Annotated in this window: 24 protein-coding genes; 18 read left to right on the top strand and 6 right to left on the bottom strand. The window is 46.3% G+C overall.

Annotated elements, in window-relative coordinates:
- Positions 1–58: 58 nt before the first annotated feature.
- The 6 genes from ACDJ59_RS26625 to ACDJ59_RS26650 all read left to right on the top strand — a co-directional run bounded on the left by ACDJ59_RS26625 (position 59) and on the right by ACDJ59_RS26650 (position 6062).
- Positions 59–931 carry an AraC family transcriptional regulator gene (locus ACDJ59_RS26625; RefSeq protein ID WP_413406735.1) on the top strand — a complete coding sequence of 291 codons (873 nt, stop codon included), beginning with the start codon at positions 59–61 and terminating at the stop codon, positions 929–931.
- A gap of 351 nt (positions 932–1282) precedes the next feature.
- Positions 1283–2908, top strand: coding sequence for a rhamnogalacturonan lyase B N-terminal domain-containing protein (locus ACDJ59_RS26630; RefSeq protein ID WP_413406736.1), 1626 nt, complete (start codon positions 1283–1285; stop codon positions 2906–2908).
- Between the two features lie 213 nt (positions 2909–3121).
- Entirely contained in the window at positions 3122–4078 is a 957-nt protein-coding gene (locus tag ACDJ59_RS26635) for an SMI1/KNR4 family protein (protein ID WP_413406737.1), read from the top strand.
- A 357-nt stretch (positions 4079–4435) separates the two neighbouring features.
- On the top strand, positions 4436–5170 hold the full coding sequence (locus tag ACDJ59_RS26640; protein WP_405171126.1) for an SDR family NAD(P)-dependent oxidoreductase: 735 nt from the start codon (positions 4436–4438) through the stop codon (positions 5168–5170).
- A gap of 66 nt (positions 5171–5236) precedes the next feature.
- Positions 5237–5656, top strand: a complete 420-nt coding sequence (locus ACDJ59_RS26645) for a MarR family winged helix-turn-helix transcriptional regulator (protein ID WP_074092829.1) — start codon at positions 5237–5239, stop codon at positions 5654–5656.
- Positions 5657–5687: 31 nt separating this feature from the next.
- Positions 5688–6062, top strand: coding sequence for a winged helix-turn-helix transcriptional regulator (locus tag ACDJ59_RS26650; RefSeq protein ID WP_074092828.1), 375 nt, complete (start codon positions 5688–5690; stop codon positions 6060–6062).
- 60 nt (positions 6063–6122) lie between these two features.
- Here the strand turns inward: ACDJ59_RS26650 and ACDJ59_RS26655 are convergent, their stop codons facing one another.
- Positions 6123–7193, bottom strand: a complete 1071-nt coding sequence (locus ACDJ59_RS26655) for an SDR family oxidoreductase (RefSeq protein ID WP_413406738.1) — start codon at positions 7191–7193, stop codon at positions 6123–6125.
- A gap of 248 nt (positions 7194–7441) precedes the next feature.
- Entirely contained in the window at positions 7442–7939 is a 498-nt protein-coding gene (locus ACDJ59_RS26660; RefSeq protein ID WP_413406739.1) for a DinB family protein, read from the bottom strand.
- A 175-nt stretch (positions 7940–8114) separates the two neighbouring features.
- On the opposite strand from ACDJ59_RS26660, the gene ACDJ59_RS26665 reads away from it, so the two are divergent.
- From ACDJ59_RS26665 to ACDJ59_RS26690, 6 genes are all read left to right on the top strand, one after another.
- Positions 8115–9272: a response regulator gene (locus ACDJ59_RS26665; protein WP_413406740.1), complete on the top strand. Its 1158-nt coding sequence runs from the start codon at positions 8115–8117 to the stop codon at positions 9270–9272.
- Between the two features lie 3 nt (positions 9273–9275).
- The gene (locus tag ACDJ59_RS26670) at positions 9276–12413 is read left to right on the top strand and encodes an ATP-binding protein (RefSeq protein WP_413406741.1); all 3138 of its coding nucleotides are present in this window, start codon (positions 9276–9278) and stop codon (positions 12411–12413) included.
- Between the two features lie 168 nt (positions 12414–12581).
- Entirely contained in the window at positions 12582–13901 is a 1320-nt protein-coding gene (locus tag ACDJ59_RS26675; protein ID WP_413406742.1) for an ATP-binding protein, read from the top strand.
- Positions 13873–14766, top strand: a complete 894-nt coding sequence (locus ACDJ59_RS26680) for a response regulator (RefSeq protein WP_413406743.1) — start codon at positions 13873–13875, stop codon at positions 14764–14766. Before ACDJ59_RS26675 ends, ACDJ59_RS26680 begins: the two co-directional genes overlap by 29 nt.
- Before the next feature lie 70 nt (positions 14767–14836).
- The gene (locus ACDJ59_RS26685) at positions 14837–15205 is read left to right on the top strand and encodes a DUF4180 domain-containing protein (RefSeq protein ID WP_413406744.1); all 369 of its coding nucleotides are present in this window, start codon (positions 14837–14839) and stop codon (positions 15203–15205) included.
- A gap of 63 nt (positions 15206–15268) precedes the next feature.
- The gene (locus ACDJ59_RS26690) at positions 15269–16393 is read left to right on the top strand and encodes an SGNH/GDSL hydrolase family protein (protein WP_413406745.1); all 1125 of its coding nucleotides are present in this window, start codon (positions 15269–15271) and stop codon (positions 16391–16393) included.
- Between the two features lie 110 nt (positions 16394–16503).
- On the opposite strand, the gene ACDJ59_RS26695 is transcribed toward ACDJ59_RS26690, so the two are convergent.
- On the bottom strand, positions 16504–17079 hold the full coding sequence (locus tag ACDJ59_RS26695) for a dihydrofolate reductase family protein (RefSeq protein WP_413406746.1): 576 nt from the start codon (positions 17077–17079) through the stop codon (positions 16504–16506).
- A gap of 69 nt (positions 17080–17148) precedes the next feature.
- Here ACDJ59_RS26695 and ACDJ59_RS26700 point away from each other — a divergent pair, with 69 nt between their 5' ends.
- From ACDJ59_RS26700 to ACDJ59_RS26710, 3 genes are all read left to right on the top strand, one after another.
- Positions 17149–18057 (top strand): helix-turn-helix transcriptional regulator, encoded by a 909-nt coding sequence (locus tag ACDJ59_RS26700; RefSeq protein WP_413406747.1) that lies wholly within the window; start codon positions 17149–17151, stop codon positions 18055–18057.
- Positions 18058–18116: 59 nt separating this feature from the next.
- Positions 18117–19043, top strand: coding sequence for an oxidoreductase (locus tag ACDJ59_RS26705; protein ID WP_413406748.1), 927 nt, complete (start codon positions 18117–18119; stop codon positions 19041–19043).
- Positions 19044–19314: 271 nt separating this feature from the next.
- On the top strand, positions 19315–19584 hold the full coding sequence (locus tag ACDJ59_RS26710; protein WP_076252047.1) for a CD3324 family protein: 270 nt from the start codon (positions 19315–19317) through the stop codon (positions 19582–19584).
- Positions 19585–19673: 89 nt separating this feature from the next.
- Here the strand turns inward: ACDJ59_RS26710 and ACDJ59_RS26715 are convergent, their stop codons facing one another.
- Entirely contained in the window at positions 19674–20540 is an 867-nt protein-coding gene (locus ACDJ59_RS26715) for a GNAT family N-acetyltransferase (RefSeq protein WP_413406749.1), read from the bottom strand.
- Between the two features lie 268 nt (positions 20541–20808).
- Between ACDJ59_RS26715 and ACDJ59_RS26720 the strand changes: the two genes are divergently transcribed.
- Entirely contained in the window at positions 20809–21003 is a 195-nt protein-coding gene (locus ACDJ59_RS26720) for a hypothetical protein (protein WP_413406750.1), read from the top strand.
- Positions 21004–21016: 13 nt separating this feature from the next.
- Positions 21017–21367 carry a hypothetical protein gene (locus ACDJ59_RS26725; protein WP_413406751.1) on the top strand — a complete coding sequence of 117 codons (351 nt, stop codon included), beginning with the start codon at positions 21017–21019 and terminating at the stop codon, positions 21365–21367.
- On the opposite strand, the gene ACDJ59_RS26730 is transcribed toward ACDJ59_RS26725, so the two are convergent.
- Positions 21362–21715 carry a winged helix-turn-helix transcriptional regulator gene (locus tag ACDJ59_RS26730; RefSeq protein WP_413409921.1) on the bottom strand — a complete coding sequence of 118 codons (354 nt, stop codon included), beginning with the start codon at positions 21713–21715 and terminating at the stop codon, positions 21362–21364. The genes ACDJ59_RS26725 and ACDJ59_RS26730 overlap by 6 nt on opposite strands.
- A 153-nt stretch (positions 21716–21868) precedes the next feature.
- On the opposite strand from ACDJ59_RS26730, the gene ACDJ59_RS26735 reads away from it, so the two are divergent.
- Entirely contained in the window at positions 21869–22477 is a 609-nt protein-coding gene (locus ACDJ59_RS26735) for a flavin reductase family protein (RefSeq protein WP_413406752.1), read from the top strand.
- 137 nt (positions 22478–22614) lie between these two features.
- Here ACDJ59_RS26735 and ACDJ59_RS26740 read toward each other — a convergent pair whose 3' ends face one another.
- On the bottom strand, positions 22615–24483 hold the full coding sequence (locus ACDJ59_RS26740; protein ID WP_413406753.1) for an AbfB domain-containing protein: 1869 nt from the start codon (positions 24481–24483) through the stop codon (positions 22615–22617).
- Between the last annotated feature and the right edge of the window lie 201 nt (positions 24484–24684).

Genomic DNA, 24684 nt, shown 5'->3' on the forward strand with positions numbered 1-24684 from the left:
AATGTCGGATGCAAAGGGAATGACTTTGCTAAGCTTAAATTAACGTGGGAGGGATGATATGGATACGCTGAGGCGGTTAAATGAAGCTTTGAATTATATTGAGGAGCATCTGATGGACGTCGTGGACATGAAGGAGATTGCCCGAATTGCCTGCTGCTCGGAGTATCATTTTACACGCATGTTCTCTTTTCTTAGTGGTGTAACGCTCTCGGAATATATTCGACGTCGCCGCTTGACACTTGCGGCCATGGAGCTAAGTCAAAGTGACAGCAAAATCATTGATATTGCACTAAAATACGGGTATACATCGCCGGATTCTTTCTCGCGTGCTTTTCAAAGCATGCATGGCACTACGCCCTCCGAAGCGCGAAACCATGGTCCATCCCTTAAAGCCTTCCCGCGGATGACATTTCAACTGACCATTCAAGGAGGAAGCGAAATGAACTACCGTATTGAAGATAAAGAGGCTTTTCGAATCGTGGGTATTCGTAAAAGGGTGCCGATCGTATTCCAAGGGGTAAATCCAGATATCGCTGCGATGTACCAGAGTCTTACACCGGAATTGATTGATACGATCAAGGGGGCATCGAACGTCCAACCTCTGGGCTTAATTAGTGCTTCGGCCCATTTCAGTGAGGGACGTATGGCGGAACAGGGAGAACTGGATCATTACATTGGTGCAGCAACGACAAAAGAGACGCCTGAAGGCCTGGAACAGCTGGAGGTTCCTGCTTCGACGTGGGCTGTATTTACTGTCGTTGGCCCGTTTCCAGGCACGCTTCAGGAGGTGTGGGGCCGGATCTACGCGGAATGGTTTCCTTCATCGGACTATGAGCTGAGTGAGGGTCCGGAAATATTATGGAATGAGCACAAGGATGTTACTGTAGAGCAATATAGAAGTGAGATATGGATACCTATTCGGAAGAGATGATACTGTCTCTAGCTTGGTATCTGCGGGCGCAGCTTTTGAAGCTGCGTTTTTTGTTTTCAGAATTTGCTATCGGATATACGAGCCGTTTTCATTGCAAATTTATGTAATATAATGGTATTATTTTATTGGAATTGTAAGAATACTTGTATGTAGAAGAGTGATTTAAAAAGGGGGTGGCGAAATCAGGTTTACATGAAGTGATGACTCTATTCTATACGCACGCAGACATAACATTTCAGTGACTATGGACATGCCCGCATAGCAGACATATCGATATGGGACGGAAGTGTCAATTATTATACATTATAATGTAAGCGCTTTATAAAAGAGATTCCAAGGAGGGAATTACTCATGACCAAAAGTATAGTGAGAAAGGCGCTTGGTTTGTTTTTAATTGTCGTTATGATCGCAACAGCCGCTGTATACCCTGCATCTACTGGACACGCGGCAACTATTAATGTGACCGATAACGGCTCCAGAATTGAAGTAAACACCGGTTCAGGATTAGTCTACGTGGTGAACAAAACCAATGGGGATATTATCTCGGCCAAAATGAACGGTACGGAGCTGAACAGCAATAGAGGATCACACATCGGTTCAGGTTTGGGTTCCTCCGCCAATGTGACTTGGAATACCTCTCCTTCTGGATCAACCGTGTTAATCACGGTATCTACAAGCACGCTAACTCACTATTATGCTTCGCGTGGTGGCGAGAACATCATATACATGGCAACGCATATCACGGCTCAACCTTCGATCGGGGAGCTGCGATACATTTTCCGCGGTAATGGTAGTGTGTTGACAGGTGTTCCGGCGAATTCAAACAACCGAGGTAACACTGGAGCGATTGAAAGTCAGGATGTGTTCGGGTTTGCAAATGGACAGTCGGCCTCCAAATATTATGGTAATGATCAGGCCAAAGATCTATCCGTTCGTGGAGTTACGGGGAATGGCGTCGGTGTATTTATGGCCTACGGCAATCGGGAAAAAAGCTCTGGTGGTCCATTCTTCCGCGATATCCAGTTCCAAAGTGGAACAGAGACGGAAGTATATAACTATATGAACTCGGGACATGCACAGACGGAGAATTGGCGCCTGGGTCTGCATGGGCCGTACGCTTTGATCTTTACAACGGGAGGTACGCCAAGTGTACCCGATTTCAGCTGGATGTCTGGTCTGAATCTGCAGGGTTGGGTATCCAGTCGGGGGAACGTGGTACTTAATGGTCTCTCCGGGATGGATACAGGGTATGCTTACACAATTGGGTTCGCCAATAGCAACGCCCAGTATTGGGTGGGGACGTCTTCAAGTGGGGCGGCAGCCAAGTACAGCATGATTCCGGGCACGTACACCATGACAGCATATAAGGGAGAACTGGCCGTATATACGGAAACGGTTAATGTCACGGCAGGACAAACGACGACTCTGAATACACGTACGATCAACAATGACCCAAGTAAAGCCTCTAACATCTGGCGAATCGGCAACTGGGATGGTACACCACGGGAGTTCCTGAATGGACAGACGATTCCGATCCGTCACCCTTCCGATAGTCGCAACCCAAGCTGGGGACCTGTCACCTATGCCACCGGTAGCGCGACCAATCGATTCCCGGCAATCCAGTTCCGTGGTCAGAATTCTCCAACCACAATAACGTTTAATTTGAATGCATCTCAAGCGGCAGCTTCTCATACGCTCAACATCGGTATTACCGCAGCTTACAATAATGGCAGACCTAGTGTAACGGTTAATGGACATGCTTTAACCAATCCTGCTGCATCTTCACAGCCCAATTCTCGCAGCTTCACCATTGGTACGTATCGTGGGAACAACACAACCTTTAGCTGGAATGTTCCAGCATCCTACTTCCTGAATGGTTCCAATACTATCACGATTACGCCAATCAGCGGTTCAAGTGACTTGGGTAATTGGTTAAGTGCAGGTTGGGTCTATGATTGTGTTGAGTTGCTGAATTGAATGAAGAATTCAATATAGTGGAAGGAATATAGGAGGTAGCCTGCCTGGTTTTCTTAACCGGGTTCAGGTTACCTCTTTTAACTTTGTCATCGGAAATGAAAAGATATCGATTCATGAGATCCCTAAGGATCTTGCTTTGCTGGAGATGGTGATCCGGATAAGGTATAATTTTCAATACGTAATCATGAGTGAATGAACGGGGAGGAAAAAGGAATGAGAGACGATCTGTTGGTTCAATTGCAAGAGTGGCATGAAGAAGATGAATTTCAGGAAATTGTAGATGCAATTCAAGCAATTCCTGTGGAAGAAAGAGATTATGAGCTGGTTAACCATTTGGGACGAGCGCTAAATAACTTGGAACGGTATGAAGAAGCGGTTGAACAATTCCTGACGGTTGCTAAAGAGGGCACAGGTGACCCACTCTGGCATTATCGGATTGGACTGGCTTACTACTATCTGGAACAATACGCTCATGCGCTGCAAGCATTCGAAAGAGCGGATCAATTGGAGCCTGACGATGAAGATACGCTGGAGTTTCTGGAATGGATTCGAAGCAAAATGGAGGAGGAGGAATCCGTAGAGAAGCTCGTAGATAACGTCCCATCTGTCTCTGAAGTCTCAACCCCACCTTTTAGCGTTAGCCAGCTGGAACCAACGGGTTTTTGGAATGACAGTGCTGAAGCCGTGGATCAATATGTGTTGGCCCCGCCTACCGATGAACAGGTCGAGTCAGTGGAGGAGCAGTTGGTATTCAAGCTGCCAACATCCTATATTAACATGATGAAATTACATAATGGGGGCGTTCCCCACTATAGGCATTTTCCTGTTAGCCAAGCAGAGGCTGCCAAGAAGGTCCGCATTGAGGTCGCGGGTATATTGGGTATTGGGCGGGAGAAAGCACATTCGTTAGGTGGTGAAGCTGGCAGCCGATTTATCATCGAGCAGGGGGGGTACCCCGAAATCGGTGTTGTTATCTGTGAGTGCCCTTCCGATTCGGAGGTGGTGATGCTGGATTATCGTGAATCCGGCAATGCTGGTGAGCCCGAGGTTGTTCATGTGGATAAAAAAGAAAGCTACAAGATTACTTGGCTTGCGCCCAATTTTGAAACCTTTATTCAAGGTCTGTTGAATGAGGAAAATCAACCTGCAAACCTTGAAGGTTCACTGTAATTAAAGGTATGAGCTTCTCTTGATACGAAACGTTGAAAAGGCTGCATCCGTAATGACGGATGCAGTTTTTTTGTTGCCTAGTTATGCGCGATAAGTCAGAAATGTCGCCCAAACCGGGCTTTTTTTCAATTGCGTTAGCTTCGCTAAGATATCCAAAATAAGTATATAGAGCTGTACTCGTTGCATTAAGGCAGTTACTTTGCTAGTATTTAGACATATAATATTTAGTCATCTAAATATTATATGTCTAAATAATTTGGTTTCTTCAAGAAAGGGGCTTATGCATCATGTTAAGAATGAAAGACAAAGTAGCCCTTGTTACTTACAAATAAATAAAATACGTTAGGAGCAATTCACATGGGAAAATTAGATAATAAAGTAGCCATTATTACTGGCGGAGCCTCGGGAATCGGGGAGGGCATGGTTGATCTTTTTGCGCAGGAAGGCGCCATCGTCATTGCTGCAGACATTAATGAGGAAGCACTGGAGAGAGCAAGCCAAAAAGAGAATGTGTACGGACTGAAGTTGAATGTATCTTCGGATGAAGATTGGCAGGCACTGGCGAAAGTAGTGAATGAACGTTTTGGGAAAATTGACATTTTGGTCAACAATGCAGGCATTTCTTCGGAGAAGCCATTTGAGGAAATCAATGCACAGGATTGGCAGAAAATGCTTTCCATTAATGGTTTTGGCCCATTCGCTGGCATGAAACATGTCACTCCTTATATGGCAGCCCAGAAGAAAGGTTCCATCGTCAATATCTCATCATACACTGCTTTGATTGGACAAGGCTTTAACCATTACTCGGCATCTAAAGGCGCGGTACGTGCATTATCCAAAGCCGCTGCGACCACCTTCGGACGTCAAGGTATTCGGGTGAATGCTCTTTTTCCTGGGATCATTGAAACACCTATGACCCAATCCTTGAACACATCAAAGGAACTGCTTGAACGATTAATTCAGGCAACGCCTTTACAGCGTCTGGGCCAGGCTATTGATATTGCCAAAGCCGCGTTGTTCCTAGCGTCGGATGATTCTTCGTACATTACAGGATCTGAACTGGTGATCGATGGTGGCTACTCAGCCCAATAGCGTGTAAAATGATGACAGCCCTTAAGTTGAATTAGGGCTGTTGTTTATTTTTTCGAGGAGGATCTAATGGAAGAACAGAACATTTTTGAGCTTATACACAACATGGATAATTTCACTAATAAATTGATCATACAATGGAACAAATCATTCAATGAGGACCTCGGTGTTTCTCATGTGCTTGTACTCAGCCATCTCCATCAAAATGGAAAAAGCCGACCTTCGGATATTGCAAAAATGTTAGGGTTCACTCCGCCTACACTCAGTTATTTATCTGACAAGATGGTAGCCAAGGAATTAGTCGTCAGAATGGTAGATGAAGCGGACCGTCGCATTATTTATTTGAACATTACGGATAAAGGGGCTGAAGTCCTCGGAAGAGCAATATTGGAGGGCCAGAAGCTGCGTAAGAATTTATTCCAGAAATTAAACGAAGAGGATCGAGCGCAATTAGTCCATATTTTTGAGAAGATGAATCGGGAAGATTGATCAATAGCCTGGAAGGGAGACAGAAGGTGATATGGAGGAACCGCTCAAAGTATATAACACCGCAGTGGAAGCTTTTCTTGAAGTGATCGGGGGAAAGTGGAAGCCTGTTATTCTATTCCATCTTACCTTTGGCAAGAAACGTAATGGTGAGCTGATGAAACTGATCCCTGCGATCACCCAGAAAGTGCTGACGCAGCAACTTGGTGAACTAACGGAGGCGGGGGTCATTGTCCGTATTTCCCATCACCAGGTCCCGCCTAAAGTGGAGTATGAGTTAACAGAGTATGGGTGTAGCCTTAAAGAGATTCTTCATCTGATGTGTAGGTGGGGCGATATACACGTGGAGAATGTTTATGGTGATCGAGGAAAAATTCTGTTTAAGCCTCCGACTACTACGGACCGTTGAGTTACATTTATAAGCCGACTCTGAAATTCAGGGATCGGCTTATTATGCATTTTGTTTAATTTACGGAAGGATCTTGCGATCACGTAGATTTCTGAAAATATCCATAAACATAGTCTCAGTGTCAATGAAATCATGGAATCCGAAGCGGCGAGCTTTGGAACCATCTGCGAAGAAATCGTAATCCCACGAGAAGACAAAGTCACCAAATGCCCAGGAAGAGACATCATAATAAGGTGTGTTTACCAAACCATACTTTTCAATCATGGAATTCCAAAGATTTTCTTTATCTGCCATCACTGTTGCAAGTGAAAGTTGCAGTGGAGGTGCTGTTTCCAATTCGAAAAACGCAGCGATTCTGGGCCATAGCTCATTCCAGCGAAACAGATCGCCATTGGTGATATTAAATGCCTGATTGGCACAGCGAGGGTCGGTTGCTGCCCATACGGTTGCATGAGCCAGCAATGTCGCATCAGTCATTTCAAGAAGCGAATGATACGCTCCTGGTTTCCCAGGAAATCGTAATGGCAAGTTAAGCTCCTTGGAGATAGACGCATACACGCCAATAACCATGGCAAGGTTCATTGGATTACCCAGGGCGAATCCACATACCACAGAAGGGCGCAGAGCTGACCAGGTCCAGCTGCTTCCGGGTTGCCGATCCTCGAGAAACTGTTGCTGATCGACATTGAATTCAGGGGGCATATGATATGCATCCGTTTCTTTGGCAGGTGTTTTGAATGGACCCAGATGTGCACCGTACACTTTATAACCTTGCATTAGGCTAATATGTTGGAGATTTGGAGCGATCGGTTCGATGGTATTCACCACATTGACGAGCATCGCCAGGTTGGGCTGTACCAATTCGGCCCAAGTTGGACGATCCTGATAAGCGGCGTAGAAAATATGCGTAACGGTCGTTAAATGACTCAGTTTGTCTTGTGTGTCTGCTTCGTTCAGTAAATCAGCTGATATATAACGTAACCTAGGGGCATCTTCCCCTCCGCGGCGAGATACACCAATGACATTCCATTGCGGAAGTGTCATCAGATAGTCAATAAGGTTTCTTCCAATGACGCCTCCAGCACCAATGACAAGTGCGGTGTAACGGGTAACGGATTGTTCGGGTATCAATGGACATTCTCCTCTCTTCTTCTGTTCATATTGTGGGTCAGAAAAAGAAGGATGAGAAGTACGCACCTCAAAGTCATATACGTACTTTGAAGTAATATATGAGCCTGGAGCAGGATATGAGCGTTATAATTGGCACTTCAATAGATGTTACTTGCCTATAACCACAAGAAGCTGTAAAAGGAACAATCATCCTTTCACAGCCTAGGTGTGTCTGTATATTCATTCAGTAGATCTGTTGTAGATATCGTTTACGCCGGGAACCCGCCACCTGGAGGCGGCCATGCGCCGTAGAAGCGACGCAGCAGAACAATCTCCCCTAGATGGTACGAGTTATGGGAGGCGATATTGCGCAGAAGTCCTGCTTTAGTTTCACCCGGGAAATAGAGCAGTGGATCATCTAATTGTGCAGTTTCTGCAATGGCTACGGCTTGATTAACCCCATCCAAGAATGCCTGAATATCTGCCTTCCACGTGGCTTCGTCCTGTGGCCCCTTCTCCTCAGGCCAGCTCTCACTCACGTTAGCAGGGAGCTGTGGCTTGCGTCCTTCCAAGTGTTCTAGCATGAATTGCTGCCAATAATGCATGTGCTTCACCAACTGATAGATCGTATATGGCATGGCATCGTGCGTACGAGCAGCAAGTGTGACATCGATATCGGGTAGAGCACGAGCGATACGGATATGACCGCGTTCCCCCACTAATGATTTGACAAGGGCTTGCCCAAAGCTTTGATTAACATCTGACAAATGGTACCTTCCTCTCTTCCAAGACCGGATCTGATAACCTGTCTTCTATTTAGTATTATACAATTAAATTGCTAAAAATTAAAAATGGATAACCAAGAACCCTAAATACTTAAAATGCCTATGATATAATAGTGAAAATAAATCTCAAGACCTCAGGGTCGAGGAGGAAGCTCCTGTGAAAGTGATATTGGTTGACGACGAACGTCTAGCGTTGATAGGCCTTCAAAAATCACTAGAAAAAGAAGTAAGCGGCATTGAAATTATCGCTACATATATGAATCCAACAGAGGCTGTGGCGGGTATTGTGGAGCACCGTCCTGATGTTGTATTTCTGGATATTCATATGCCGGAGATGGATGGTATGGATCTGGGAAGACAGATTCAGGCGGCAACACCGGGCACCGAAATTATATTTGTGACCAGTTACGATCAATATGCGGTGCATGCTTTCGAATTACAGGCTTTGGACTATGTGATGAAGCCCATCCAAAAGGATCGATTGAAGCAGACGGTGAGCCGCGTAAGAGAGAAACTGAGCGTAAAACGGGAGCAGCGGTCAAAGGATACAAACGTACCTTTAATTTGCTGTTTTAATCAGATTCAGTTTAAGCTTCCAGGCAAGGATGTTCAGGTTGCTAAATGGCGTACAAGCAAGGCGCAGGAGCTGTTTGCATACTTGCTTCACCACCGGAACCAGGTCATCCATCGCAGTGTTCTGCTGGAGCTTCTGTGGCCGGGAATGGAAGAGGAGAAGACGGCACACCAACTCTACACTGCGATTTATCATGTCCGCCAAACCCTGAAAAATTGCAATATGAATATGATCACGATTCAGAGTGGACACCTGGAGGCAGGCTATCGACTCGAATTGGGTGAGGCTCAGTTGGATAGTGAGCAGTGGGAACGGGAAATCAGGCAATGGAAAGTCGTAGACGCAAGTACCGTTCATGTCTATGAGCAAGCGCTTCATCTATATAAGGGTACCTATCTTGGCAATTATGAATACATGTGGGCTGAACCTGAGCGGGAAAGATTACGCTATCTGTGGCTGTATCATATGAGACAACTAAGTCTGTATTACCAGCAGCATGGGCTGGCGGAGAAAGTGGTCGAGAGTACACAACGTATCCAGCATATGCTTCCGGATGAAGAAGAAAGTTATTTTATGCTAATGAAGTTATATGATGAAATGCACAACGATCTCGGTGTGGAGGAGCAGTATCGTCTCTTAACCACCAGAATGGAGCAAGATTTGGAGATACCGATCAGTGAGGACATTACGGAATGGTATCAGGACTGGAAGCTCGGTTTAACCAAAGTCATGAAAAAATAATTAATGAAATTACTTCAAACGAAACGTATGGACCGTTACAAATATTTGATCATCATGCTAATCATTTTTGGAGTGTTAATTGGCATGCGCTCGGTATGGTCTGAGCTATTCCACACAGTAGATGAGCATCGCGCCGTTAACGGGGTGCTTGATTTGAGAGATGTGGATCTGGATCAGTCCCCTGTCATGTATTTGAATGGGGAATGGGAACTTTACCCGGATGAGTTGCTGACCCAACAAGATATTGCGAAGAGGAATGGCGGTGCGAAGAGTGTTCAGGTCCCAGGAGACTGGGGGAGTGCACAGAATCAGGAACAAGAGAGTTCGTACGGTTACGGAACATATCGATTGCGCATTTTGACAGATCCACTTCAGACGCCGGTAACTTTCTGGTTCAAGGGAATCCGAAGTTCATCCGAGGTTGAGATGAATGGATACAACGACGGGGGTATGGGTGAGGTCTCCGCGGATAGCAGTACATATATACCCCGAAGCACTTCATATACAGCGACCTATGATCAGGAAGGAACAACCTCCATTGAACTATTGGTTCGTGTAGCCAATTACGATAGCCCGTATATGGGCGGAATTAGCAAACCTGTTCGCTTTGGTTCACAGGCAGCCGTTGATTTTTCGCGTTGGTATTCCATTGGTTTTCAGATGCTCACCTTTCTGGTTATGCTCCTCCACGGCATGTATGCCTGTATTCTTTACGCATTTAATCGACAGGAACGTTCCTTGCTGGTTGGAGCCGTATTAACTTTATCTGTTGGCATCACGGTTACGATGGGTCATGACAATATATTGATGTTATGGCTTCCAATTAATTATACCTGGGGCATTAAAATTCGATTGATCTCATTGTTACTGCAAAATGCTTGTATCCTTCTGTTATTCCAGAGATTAACGGTGGTTCATGTACGAAAGGCATGGCTAAAGTGGCATGTTGTCATGACCTTGATCTATACGGCCGTGATTGTGGTGGTGCCCATTCATATTACATATGCCATGATCTATTACAACGTTATTAATCTATTCTTTCTTGTATCCCTGATCTGGTTTCTATACATCGTCGGAACGATGATCTTCAGGAAACAGGCGGACCGGGATATTGTTTTTCTGCTACTTACTGCAGGAGGTATTACATCCAACCTGATATGGAGTGTGGCCGAGACAGCCAAAGATGTGACAACTGTCTATTATCCTATCGACATCATCTTTGCGATTACGGGCTTCTCTGCCTATTGGTTCAAGAAATACTTCAGGAATGTCAGGGAGAATATAAAGCTGAATACAGAGCTGCAGAAGGGCGACAAAATTAAAGATCAGTTCTTGGCGAATACATCACATGAACTGCGGACTCCACTGCACGGGATCATTAACATCGCTCACAACGTGGTCACCCGAGAGAAAAACAGGCTGGATGAACGGAGCCTGGAGGATATGGAGTTGCTGATTACGATCGGTCGTCGGATGTCCCATCTCCTTGGTGATCTACTGGATGTAGTCCGGTTGAAGGAACACCGCATTGTGTTACGTCAGGGGCCTCTTTCCATACAGTCGGTTGTGCCTGGCATTATCGCCATGTTGCAGTTCATGGCAGAACGAAAACCAGTTCTCCTTCATATGGAGATTCCGGAATCGTTCCCTCAGGTGATGGGTGATGAAGAAAGGCTTGTCCAGATTTTGTATAATCTACTGCATAACGCGCTTAAACATACAGAGGAAGGAACGATATCCGTAAGTGCCGAAATCCGTGAAGGACATGCTCTGATTCATGTGACGGATACAGGTATTGGCATGGATGAGGATACACGGATGCGCATTTTCCTCCCGTATGAACAAGGGTCGTATGGAATCAGTGATGGACAAGGCATCGGGCTTGGACTGAACATCTGCAAAGAGCTCGTAGAACTGCACGGCGGGGCGCTTACGGTCCACTCGGAACTCGGAAAGGGCTCGGTATTCAGCTTCGATCTACCACTCGCGGATGAAGCCACCCATCAGGCTCAGTCGCAGCTACCTCTAATCTGGGAACAGGCCGCCGAGATGATGGAAGATGCACCTAGCGGATTTCTGTTACCCCGCTCAGGTATGGGGGACGCGGAAGCCTTGGCGACAGCAGAGATGGCTCCGTTGTTAAAAGAGGGGAGAGCCACCATTCTGGCTGTGGATGATGATCCGGTGAATCTGGATGTGTTGGTCAGCATTCTTTCGACGGAACCATATGATATAACTACAGCGGGTTCGGGTCAGGAAGCGATGGAATTGCTCGGCACACGTCAGTGGGATCTGCTCATTACGGATGTGATGATGCCCAATATGTCCGGCTATGAGTTAACCCAGAAGGTGAGGGAACAATTCTCGATGTCGGAGCTTCCTGTGCTGCTGTTGACGGCACGAAGTCAGCCGCCAGATATCTACACGGGGTTTGCGTCGGGGGCCAATGATTATGTCACGAAGCCTGTAGATGCGGTGGAACTAAAATATCGGATACGTGCATTGACCATGCTAAATCAGTCTATCCAAGAGCGCCTGCGCATGGAGGCCGCTTATTTACAGGCTCAGATTCAGCCTCACTTCCTGTTTAATACCCTGAATTCACTTATGGTTTTAAGTGATATTGATACAGAGCATATGCGGAAGCTTGGCGATGCTTTTTCATCCTATTTACGGATCAGCTTCAACTATCTCAACACAGGGGAACTGGTGAAATTATCATATGAACTGGAACTCGTTGAAGCCTATCTTTTTATTGAAAAAACACGATTTGAAGATCGATTGTCGGTGGTATTAAACGTAGAGCCGGACCTCCCGTTGCTTCTCCCGCCGCTATCAATTCAGCCTTTGATTGAAAATGCCGTCAGACACGGACTATTAAGCCGCAATGTAGGCGGTACGTTATGCCTATCGATCACTCGTCATGAGGGTTATACCCGTATTGAGGTGAAGGATAATGGCAAAGGCATCGAACCGGAGAAGGTTGCAGAGCTGCTACATGCTACGCCAGGTGGAAAAGGCGGAATAGGCATTGTGAATACAAACCGCAGATTGCTACAACGTTATGGTCAGGGATTATCGATCGTAAGTGAGCCGGGTGAGGGAACGATGGTGTCATTTGATATTCCAGATGAGATATAAGGAAAAGGCCGCAGAAGTGAAAACTTCCGGCCTTTTTATTTTGCTTGAGCGTTCATTCCCTAATTTTAATTATTTCTAATGCTTCTTTCATATGTTAGTATATTTAACATTAGAAGCGCGGGTTCCGGCATTGGGCGCTAAACGTTGTTATAGTGGGTGAAGAGATCGATGCGCAATTGGGTCAAAAATGAGAATGTGCAGATGACGGCCATTGCCTTTACCACTGCGGTAGGGGCGCAATTCAAGATAAATCCGTTCCGGGAAGATTACTTCCGAATCGGACTGGGGGTTAGCATCCTTTTATTTCTGCTGATGATCATGCCACACTTGTCTTATGTGAAGACAGGAATCCTGACAGGCATCGCGAATTTGCTGTTTCAGTCAGCAGATCTCATCAATCATGTACAGACGGTGTCTATACTGGAAAGCATGCGGGACAACCTGGGGGCAGGTGTGTATTATGTGGTCTTTGCCTATGGGCTTAGCAAGTTCAAGCATCGATTCCATGAGATGCAGCCTCTTCTGCTCGGCGGGTTAATCACATGTATCGATTTCTCCTCTAATCTTGTTGAGCTTCTTCTTCGCGGAATGTTAAGCGGGACCAATATCTTTTATATGAAGGAATGGTTGTATCTGCTTGTGGTAGGCGGTCTGCGAAGTTACTTTGTGATTGGGCTATATAACAGCATTGCGGTGAGGCAGATGAGGCTATTACATGCAGAGCAGGAGAAGCGAATGGAGCAGATGCTGAGTGTGAACTCGGGTCTGTATGGCGAGGTCTTTTACCTGAAGAAAGCGATGAATACGATCGAAGGCATTACGGCAGACAGCTATGATCTATATCGCGATCTCCGGGAGCAGGACATGAATCAATACAGTCAGCGCACGCTGGGCATTGCTCAGCAGATTCATGAAGTGAAGAAGGATTCACAGCGTATTCTCGCGGGTCTGCTGAAGCTGTATGATAATGAAAAAACGGTCAACATGAGCTTATCCGAAGTGCTGAACTTTGCCAGTAAAGCAAACCGAAAATATAGCGAAATGCTGCATAAGCAGGTCGAGATCAACATCGAGCAACAGTATGATTGTGAGTCTCCGTATTACATTCCTCTTCTAACGGTAATGAATAACCTGATTGCCAATGCGGTAGAGGCGATTGAGCATGATGGGACGATTCGAATTCGTATATATGAGCAGGAAGAAAACGTGCATTTCGTTGTGATGGATTCTGGAAAAGGCGTACCCGAAGCCAAACGGGATGTTATCTTTGAACCGGGCTACACAACGAAGTTCAATGAAGTTGGCATTGCCGCGACGGGTATTGGCCTGTCCCATGTACGTGATATCGTTCAGTCGTTGGAGGGACGAATTAAGGTAGAGTCGGCGCCTTCGGGAGAGATAGGGACAACATGTGCTATAGCTATTCCAAAAATGAATCTGATCAAGGGGGCCGATGTCGATGACACTTTCTATCATGATCGTGGATGATGATGTGGTAAGTCGGAGTATGCTGCATGATATCATTGAATCCTGTGGTATCGGTGAGCTTGCGGGCATGGCTGAGGGTGGTATAGAAGGCGCACGGATGATCATGGATCTGCGTCCCGATGTGGTGCTGATTGATCTGCTGATGCCGGATCAGGACGGAATTGAGACGGTAGCGAAACTGAAGCGCAACGGTTATACCGGGAAATTCATCATGATCTCTCAGGTAGAGAACAAAGAGATGGTAGGAGCGGCCTACCAAAACGGAATTGAATTCTTCATTCATAAACCGATTAATCGGGTGGAAGTGGAGCATGTGCTCAGCAAAGTGAATGACCAGTGGAAGTATGAGCGTTACGTGCTGGAGATCAAGCAGTCTATGGCCCGATTGAATCTGGTGGAAGCGCCAGCCCCTGCTCAAGGTCGTACGGTGCGAGATGCGGCAAGAAGCATTCTGATGGATCTGGGGATCATCGGAGAAAGTGGAAGCAAGGATATTGTGGCCCTTATGGAGTATGCAATTGACCAGAAGCAGGTCGCGGAGTGGCCGCCACTGAAGGAGTCGTATGAAGCGGTGGCTCAGACTTATAAGTCTACGCCCAAAGACGTGGAGAAAGAGAGTAAGGCGATGGAACAACGCATTCGCAGAACGGTAATTGCCGCACTGACGAACATGGCCTCGATTGGACTCACGGATTATAGCAACCACAAGTTTGAGCATTATGCGCCCCTCTACTTCGACTTCCAGGATGTTCGCATGAAGATGAGAGCCATGGAAGAAGATCAGGCAGGTGACAAAGGCAAGGTTAATATCAAAAAGTTCTTGCATGTGTTCTACATGGAGACAATTGAAAAGATGAATCACTAAATAACTAAATAGTAACTGAGATATGTTATCTCTTAACCAAAAGCCGATGTCCAGAGGAGGAGAAAGTGAAATGAACATAACTATTGATCAACAAGGTAATTCTAAGGTCGCCATTATTGAAAGTAATGGCATCGTCATCAACAATGCTCAAGATGCACTGGATTTGATGGCTTCGGTAAGGTATACCGATGATGCTGATAAACTCATTATCGACAAATCGAACATCACGGAAGAGTTCTTCGAACTGAAAACCAAGCTTGCAGGCGAGATTTTGCAGAAATACGTGAACTATCATGTTAAGCTTGCTATTGTGGGAGATTTCGAAGGACATACCAGCAAGAGCCTGAGAGATTTCATCTATGAGTGCAACAATGGCAAGCATGTTTTCTTTTTGAAAAACAAAGAGGAAGCGCTTCAAAAGTTGCATAATATCAGTTAAGCGTACATCCGAGGCATGTAGAGGCCTGCTTATAATCTGAGCCAAACGTAGGAGGTTTGCACCGTGATATCTAATGAGAATTTGAAGGTATATGCTCTGCCTGAGATCGGAAATCTTAAAGTGCATGGCAGAACAACTGGAGAGCGATTGCCGTTGACGTTATTTTGGACGGGGAGTGCAGTTGAACTCAATGTACGGGGCTCCGAACTATGGGTTGAGGTAGAGTCACAGTATGACATGTATGAGTCATGGATCAGCATTCTGATCAACGGTGTTCCGGTGAGCAGACAGATGTTAACGGCGGGAAGGTACTGGGTCTGTGTATTCAGAGGCATGAACGCGAATGTGGTGAAGAATGTACGGATCGTCAAAGATGTTCAAGCGATGAGTGGTGACCCGGGTTGTGCCTTGCAGATTCATGCGGTGAAATCGGATGGAGCGTTCCTGCCTGTGCAGGAAAAACCGTACAAGATCGAGTTCATTGGTGACAGTATTACATCTGGAGAAGGTGCGATTGGAGCGAAAGCGGAGGAAGATTGGATTCCGATGTGGTTTAGCGCCATACATAATTATACGTTTATGACAGCAGAGGCATTGAATGCAGAATACCGGGTCATCTCGCAAAGTGGCTGGGGTGTGCTGACAAGTTGGGATAACAATCCAAAGGGGAACATCCCCGAGTATTACGAACAGGTCTGTGGCTTGCTTACTGGTGAACGTAACGGTGTGCTAGGCGCAGGAGATCAGCATGATTTTGGTTCGTGGCAACCGGATGTGGTGGTCGTGAACCTGGGCAGCAATGATGGGGGTGCATTTCAGTCACCGGAGTGGAAAGATCCCGACACGGGCAAGGTGCACAAGCAGCGTTTGAATGAAGATGGTACGTATCATGAAGAAGATCTGACCGCTTTTGAGAAAGCGGTGGAACAGTTCCTGTTCAAACTTCGGAAAAACAATCCGGATGCACAACTCGTATGGGCTTATGGCATGCTTGGTTTTCCCATGATGCCTGCCATCTATCGCGCGGTTGATGCGTATACGAAGGGGACAGGAGACCGCAAGGTCTCAATCATCCAGCTTCCTGATACAACCGAAGAGACGGTAGGAGCGCGCACCCATCCAGGCGAGTTATCTCACCGTAGGACGGCAGAGGTGTTAGCAGAATATGTGCGAGGAATGATAGGATAGCTTGAAATATGGTAATGGAAAGACCACTCTTTCATGAAATGTACCCCAATGGTTAGATTGTGTCTAACTTTATGAGGTTCCTTCATCATAAGAATGGTCTTTTTCCTTTTCTACTTATCTAGACATTCGAAGGGTGTATCCGCTGTGCCGCTGTTCTGTACCTCATAACGAATCGAAATGATCTGTCCGAGCGTCTGGGTTCGGACCATTTTGAATTGACTTGGCACAGTGCCTGTCGGGAATAAGGGGATGCCTTCGCCAAGAATCTTGGGAATGATGGCGACTTCAATCTCGTCCAGTAATTTTTTTGCTAACACAGCTTCAACCAATATGCCGCCACCCACAATCCACACGTCTCCATCAGAAGTTTGCTTTAGCCGGGGAATGAGTGTCTCTACCCCCTCAGTTGTAAACTGTGCATGCGGAGCGAGCGGCTGTTCCGAACGAGAAAGCACATATGTTGGCCGATCCGCATAGGGGAATTCTTCAGACAGTGTGAGCACCTCTTCATACGTATAACGTCCCATAACAACGCTACCGATCGTTTCATAAAATGCAGCATACCCGTTGTCTCCACCATCACCCTCCACATCAAATAACCAATCGACCGAACCGTCCAGTCTTGCGATATATCCATCCAAACTCATAGCAATGTACAAAATTGTTTTGTTATCAGACATGTTCATCGCTCCCTTCTACAATGTATGATACACTTTAACTATGACAAAAGTTGACGTAGTTAGGATGTTGAATTCATGAATCATCGGAAACTGGCGATCATGCGCCTGATGGATTCCAGACAAAAGTTCACTGCCCGGGAACTGGCAGAACGGTTCGACGTATCGGTTCGTACGATTCAGCGTGACCTGGATGCATTGCAGGCGCTGGGTTTTCCTTTGTACACAGAAGTTGGCGTGAACGGTGGATACCGGGTGTTGCCCAATCGGATTTTGCCACCTCTTCAACTGACACAGCAGGAGGCATTAGGGCTGTTTATGATGCTGGAATATCTACAGCAAGTGCCGGATTTTCCATATGGATCAATGCGTGAGCATCTGGCTGAGCAGTATTTCTCTACTTTGCCCGAAGATGTACAGGATCTGATTATGCGAATGAGAGAGCATATCACCTTTGTCCAACACCCTGGTGGGCATTCCGAGCCTTTAACAACCGAGATATTGAGTGCAGCGGTAGAAAAGAGAGAAATCGAATTTATGTATCATGCCCGCAATGGGCGTAAAAAAGTCCAGGTCTTTCCCTATGGTATCTACTATGAACAGGGACATTGGTACATGCCAGCCCGAAATAAGGACCGCGTATTATTGTATCGGGTGGATCGCATGCAGCAATTGACGGTTATGGAATCAGTGGATAAATCTGTTCCGAGCCTGAAGGCATGGCTAGATGCCAAAGAAGATAGAGCAAGCGTAGAAGTGGTGCTGCAATTCACGGAATTTGGAGCAAGGATTGCTGCGTCAGATGTGTTGTTCAAGTCGGTTCAAGATAACGAATGGCGCGGACTTGTTCCGCCGGAGGAGTTTTCTTTTACAGCACGAAAGTTACTCTCCTATGGGCCGGAAGTGAAGGTGGTGTCTCCGCTCGAACTGCAGCAGCAGGTTAGAGGGATGCTGGAACGGAGTTTAAGCCAGTATGGTGGGGGATAAGAGCTTTAAAAGCTGGATATTCGGGTATCAAGGAAGAGATAAGAAAGGTGTGTAGACAAATGAGCGAAGTTTGGACTAAAGACATCATCCCGACTGTATCCGAAAAAGTAGTGATTGTGACAGGTTCGAACGGCGGGTTAGGGTATGAAACGGCATTAGCGTTAGCTGAAAAAGGGGCGAAAGTTATCCTTGCAGTTCGTAATCTGGAAAAAGGTGAAGAGGCAGCTAATAAAATAAAGTCGTCTGTGCATGTAGCTGGAGAGGTAATCGTTATGCAGCTCGACCTTAGCGATTTAGCTAGTATCCGTAAGTTCGCAGCCGCTTTTCTTGAGCAATACGATTCTTTGTCCATTCTCGTTAATAATGCAGGAATTATGAACCCTCCATTCCAGTTGACGAAAGATGGCTTTGAATTGCAGTTTGGTAGTAATCATCTAGGCCATTTTGCGCTTACGGGTCTACTATTGCCTCGATTGATCTCTACTCCGAAATCGAGAGTTGTCACTGTAAGTAGTATGGCAGCTCATAATGGTGCGATTGATTTTAATAATTTAGATGGCTCCAAAGGATATAATCCCATGAAGTTCTACAGTCAAAGCAAGCTAGCCAATCTGATGTTTGCGAGAGAGCTGCAGAATAAATTTAATTCCGCCCATATTGATTCCATGAGTATCGCCGCTCATCCAGGGATTTCGCATACCAATCTATTTTCCTTTGGTTCGGGGAAACAGACCAATATATTCATGCGCAGTCTTTTGAAAATCATTAGTCAACCGGCACATATGGGGGCATTACCTACCTTATATGCTGCAGCAGATCCGACGATCACGGGAGGGGAGTATATTGCTCCCAGCGGTATGGGCGGCACTAAGGGCTATCCCAAGAGCGCTAAGATCATCGAAAAATTATATGACGCTAACATTTCAAACAAGCTATGGAGCGTATCAGAAGAATTAACAGGGGTATATTACAGATTCGACGTGTAGATTTTGCTATTAAGGAAAGTAAACCTTATTATGGAATAGACAGGTAAAAGTTCTTCAGCACGAATAAGATTAACTGAATGGGGGGCTACCATGATTCGTTTCATAAGAAGTTTCACGATCCGCTCTATGCAGAGTCCATGCGATGAACAACGGCGGTTGTTTGTATAGAGCGTGAAATCCATTTCCGCCATATCACTATAGTGCATATCCAATGCGTTCATCGTACGACTCTGCTGCCTTAAAGATTTTAACTTTTAAGGAGTGGAGCAACGTGAAATATATTAATGCGGATACAATCTTCCCGGAAGAATTACTCAAAGAAATACAGCGTCATATCTCCGGGGGCCTGATCTATATTCCAAGGCCCAAGGATGCTCATAAGAAGTGGGGCGAGAATTCGGGTGGCAGAAGGGTTGTCCAGGAGCGGAACGACGAGATCCGCCAGCTTTTTGCTGCGGGGACAACCATCGATCAGCTTGCGGACCAATACTGTTTATCCATCGATAGCATCAAGAAAATTGTGTATTGCAAAAAGGGATGAAACTATAAAGCCATGTTCGAGCAATCGAATGTGGCTTTTTGGCTTACATATTACACAGTACATAGGTGTCGCAATAGCATAAAGCAGGACTAGTGATTCAAACTACCGTTGAAATAGTGATACTCAGAATTTACTTCAAAACCAACACTACGGTACAGATTCAAAGCACGTTTGTTCTCGGTAACCACAGACAGGCGAATATCTGTGTAACTTTGTTTCCTTAGGAGATCAACCAGGATGCTAAGCGCAGTGCGCCCCAGTTTCTGTCCCTGATAAGCAGGCAAGATACAGAAGTTATGAATGAATGCGGTTGTTGCATTAATGGAGTTGACCCGTACCAGCCCAACAGGCAGTTGATTCTGCCATGCAATATAGGTGACTCGGCTGGGTTCATTTGTTTGCATAAAGTACTCGCGTGTCCAGTCCTCCGAATCTCCAAAGGCTTGGGAGGAGCAAGTGACCATAAATTCCATATCCTCGGCTTCTGCCAAGGACAACGTTAGTTCAGGCGGCTCCACAACCGAAAGGACCTCATTCACAAGTTGCATCGAGTACTCCGCACGATCATAAATGGCTCCAAGAGATTGGGCAGTAAGAAGGCCCGGAGATAAGCCCTGAGGAACGCGATAACTGAGTTGGTTGATCCCTTGTGGTTTCATATCCAGGATGGCCCTGTTCAGTAGGCTGCTGAATACACCTTGGCGACGAAAATCTGGGTGTACGATGGCATTAATGTTCCCCGTTACGCCGTCGGATGGATACCAACTGAGCAGTCCTACCAATTCACTTTCACGATAACAGAGGAGCGCATGGTCTCCATCTTTTTTGCTAATATGGTCAAGGTCTGCTTTCAGATGAATGGAATCAAGCTGTTTACATTGTTGTTCGAGTAAAATAATAGCTTCAATCTGTTCCTTGGAATCATAGATCATAGGAACGACTTGATAAGTTGACATAGCTTTCACACCTTCATTGTTGAAGGAAACACGCAGTTATTGGACCCGCAGGCGCTATCCTTCGAGAGTTGGTCCAGTTGTAATTTTGATCATCATCATTATCTCCTCCAAATTACTTCCCGATGACTATAACACAATCTATTATGAAGATGACACCCAATGGATGTAATTCACTGGGTGCCTGTTCAGATGTGCCCAATAACTGGACATTATATCCTATTGAAGGGATAATTGAGAGTAATACTGACGAGAAAGGGAGGGATTACCTATGCGCAAGTTGGCACCTGTGATGGGTATATTATTTCTTTCCGCCGCCATGTTAATGGGATGTACACCATCTGAACCAGCGGAAAGCACTGCACCCGTCACTCCACCAGCAACGGAGCGGCCAAGTAATACGGAGGACCAGAAGGCGACTGCGGAGGAGCAGCAACAAGCGCTCGAAATGAGGCAAGGACTATGAGGATACGTTAGAGATGGAAGGGCTATTGGCCAAAGGAGACACGATGAAACCATTCCTGACCTCCAGGAATTATGAGGCTTACATGGCTAATCGATATATTGTCTTGCCTCTTCAGGTTGCACACATCGAACAAGCGAAACTGCATCCTGAAAATATACAAACCAAGATCAAAGATAACAAGAGCGACTGGATTCTGGTGGAATACACGCTTGATCTGAAATTTACAGACGATAACGGCAAGGAGTTCAAGTCCATTCCGCTATCGGGCGATATCACCTTTTTGCAGGATCAGGGGGAATGGCGCATTCAGGATGATACGTACAATAGGGATGCATTCGCAGACATCATCAATAGTTCTCTATAGTTCATGAAGTGTTTGTGATTCCGGCACGTTATGCACACCCCATTTGCAGATCTCCTCCAGAATAGGCATTAGGCTCTTGCCTCGGGGTGTTAAGGAATACTCCACTTTGGGCGGGGTCTGATCATACTCAACTCGTTTTATCACACCTTCACGTTCCAAATCGTTCAGTTGAGAGGTTAATACCTTGTACGTGATCCCGGGGACACGCCGTTTGAGTTCGCCGTAGCGTGTGACCCCATGAAAGGCAAGTTGATACATGATCTTCATCTTCCACTTCCCGCCGATAATGGACAGGGTGTAGTCGAAGGGAGTTAGTGTTTCCACTGGGATTGTGCCCCGATTATCCATCACGAATAAGCTCCTTTATGCAGGTACGCACTTCAAAGTGCGTACTTTTTTTGTGGTGAACAAGTGTATATTCTTATACCAACTATATGTTTCCCATAGCCCTTTGTAAACCGAAGGAGATTCTGTTGGAATGGGGAAAAGGAGCGAGTGTAGGTGGAAAAATACAAAGCATTTGAGAGTGCAGCAGATGATATCACCGTGGATGAAATGTATAAATTGATGATTGGTTCCGTGGTGCCACGGCCCATTGCCTGGGTCTCTACGAGAAGTAAGGACGGTGTTCTTAATCTGGCACCTTTTAGTTTTTTTACCGTTGCTTCGCGCAACCCGCCAACCCTGCTCATATCCATTGGACCCGGTGTAGGTGATGGGCAAGGTACGGTGAAGGATACGCTCCTCAATATTCGAGAGACGGGGGAGTTCGTGATTAATATGGTCCCGGCTTCGTTGGTGGAACCGATGCAGCGATCGTCTGCTGATGTAGCATCGGACGAGAACGAGTTTGAACTGGCGGAGGTTACACCCAAAGCGGGCATACGTGTAAATGTACCTTCCGTGCTCGAGTCTCCAATTGCTTTTGAACTTACGTTGGATCGGATTATTACGGTGGGTACAGACCATCTGGTTCTTGGGAAAGTAGAGCACGTACGGGTGGATGCAGAGGCATATGCCGGTCATTATAAAATAGCGATAGAGAGCTGGCAGCCACTAGCCAGTCTGGCTGGCGATTACGCTCTAATTAAACCTGCATTTTCAGTCTGAGATGGGGTTACGTAATCTATTCTGAAATGGTGCAGCAGAAAGAACCGCTTCTTCAGTTGTGACTCCTGAAAAAACGGCCTTTCCCCGGATTTAAATTGTAGGTGTAGGTGGCTAATCCTCATCTCCAATTCATTTGTTTAGAAATTGGTTCGCCCAAACGTAGCGTCACTCTTCACAGTCGAGCTGCTGGATGCATTGATAGCATCGAGTTGTAATACGTAATCATAATGCCGGATGTAATATCCGGGCTGACTGTACGATTGAAGGGATACTTTGGTGCTGTCGGCCCAACCAGGGCTGCTCAGGAACGTAGCATCTCCCTTGTAGGCGGCGGTGTTGGCGTAAGCTTCAAGTACAATTTTGTTGCTGGCATTATGCTTCAGAAAGTAGCCTGGGAAGTTAATGGACTCAAGCGAGATTCCCGTGGAGCTGGCAAGACCCGGTACAACGCGGAACTGGGAATCCAGAACAGGGGAGACGTTGGCATCCACGCGAGCAGTGTAATTGGCATGACGGATGTATCGATCCGGAACGTTGTGTGAACTGAATCGACTGTAACCTGTGGCCTCCGGTGTTGCAGGACCCAGCATTTTGACCTCGTGAAGAGTTGGGGTGTACCAGTTACCCGGATTATTCCACAAGACCGCGTTCACCAAATTGATCCGTACATAACGAGCTGTGAAATGTACAGCATCCGTGGTGAAACCATAGGTCAGATTGTTGGTGCGATCCAAGGTGGAGTAATTGACACCATCGTTGCTAATCTCGATTTTGTATTTGTAATATCCTTCGGAACCTTTATACATAAACCAGGACGTGTCGATCTCCGTAATCGTCTTCGGTGAACCGAAGTCCACTTGCCACCAGGCAGGCCAGCTATTGGAGGAGGCTACCCATGAAGTCTGGTAGTTGCCATCATTGACGTTGGATGCAGACGAGCCGGAGGCTGTGGAGCTGGCGGTAGCTGTTTTGCCTTGGGCATGATTGACGAGAGCAGGCGGTGTTATGGTCCCCGTTACTGCGTCGATATTCCACGTTGTATAACACTCCAGTGATGCAGTTCCGTTCGAATCATTCAAGGTTAGCGGTAGCCAGATATGTTTATGCTCTCCAATATTCATCGGATTCCAGCGGTCCCCCATGTAGATGTAGGATGTGGTGTTGCTGCCTGTAATCGTGGCAATATCATGGATTTGCGAACCGAAGGCAGATGGATTGCCATATGGCGCAAGCGCAGTCCATGGACCCGTCATGGAAGTTGCTGTAGCGTACGCACCCTGATTCGGATACCAGCCAGCGGCTTGGGAGGTGAAGAGGTAGTAACGGTTGCCTTTTTTCACAACAGCAGGTGCTTCACGGTAGGCGTTCTCGAACAGCCAGCCCTCGAAGGATTGTATTCCGGTATAACTTGCATTCATTTTGAAAATAGCCATCGTATCATTGGCACCGCCATTTTTGCGGGAAGCAGTAACCAGATAACCTGATCCATCTGTATCAACAAAGACAGTCATGTCACGAGATTCATAATTCATTGGGCGGAAGCTGCCCTCATACGTGAATTTGCCATTCGGGGTATTGCTTGTTGCGACCGCTACACGGCCGAGGTTGTAGTCCGTACCGTTCTCGTAGTGTGCCCAGAGCACATACTGGTTGGTGGAGGCGTTGTAGATGACTTTGGGACGTTCAATCTTGCTGGAGGCCAGCTCGGTTGCGGAATCTTTCGTCAGGATGGCATTGCTGAAAGTCCAGTTCTTCAGATCAGTGGAGGTGTAGACGTTCACGCTGTCGAACCTGCCACCCACCGCATGTTCACCGTACAGATAATACGTCGAGCCTACCTGCAGAATGTTGCCACTATTCGCATGGATGGGGTTGCCTGCGGTATCGAGCCAATCGGTACCGTTGGTTATCGTGACACTTGCTGCGCTTGTCCGTTCAGGATGAAGTCCAAACAGGGTGAACGTGAGTGCAAAGACCAGAAACCAGACGGCTTTCCTGTTACCCATTACATACACCTCCCGTAAGATATCAGATTAAATGTAGCGCTTTCATTTATAGTTTAGTTGGGCTAGACTCATTTTCAAGTGAACAATTCATCCATTGATGAACAAACTGGCATTCCATCGGTGTTGAGCGGTGAGAGCGGGGTTGGCTTTTTCAAAATTCATGTTTCGTACAAGCAGCCATTTGACCAAAAACGAAAGCAC

Source organism: Paenibacillus amylolyticus (genome assembly GCF_047302515.1).
Classification (GTDB): domain Bacteria; phylum Bacillota; class Bacilli; order Paenibacillales; family Paenibacillaceae; genus Paenibacillus; species Paenibacillus amylolyticus_G.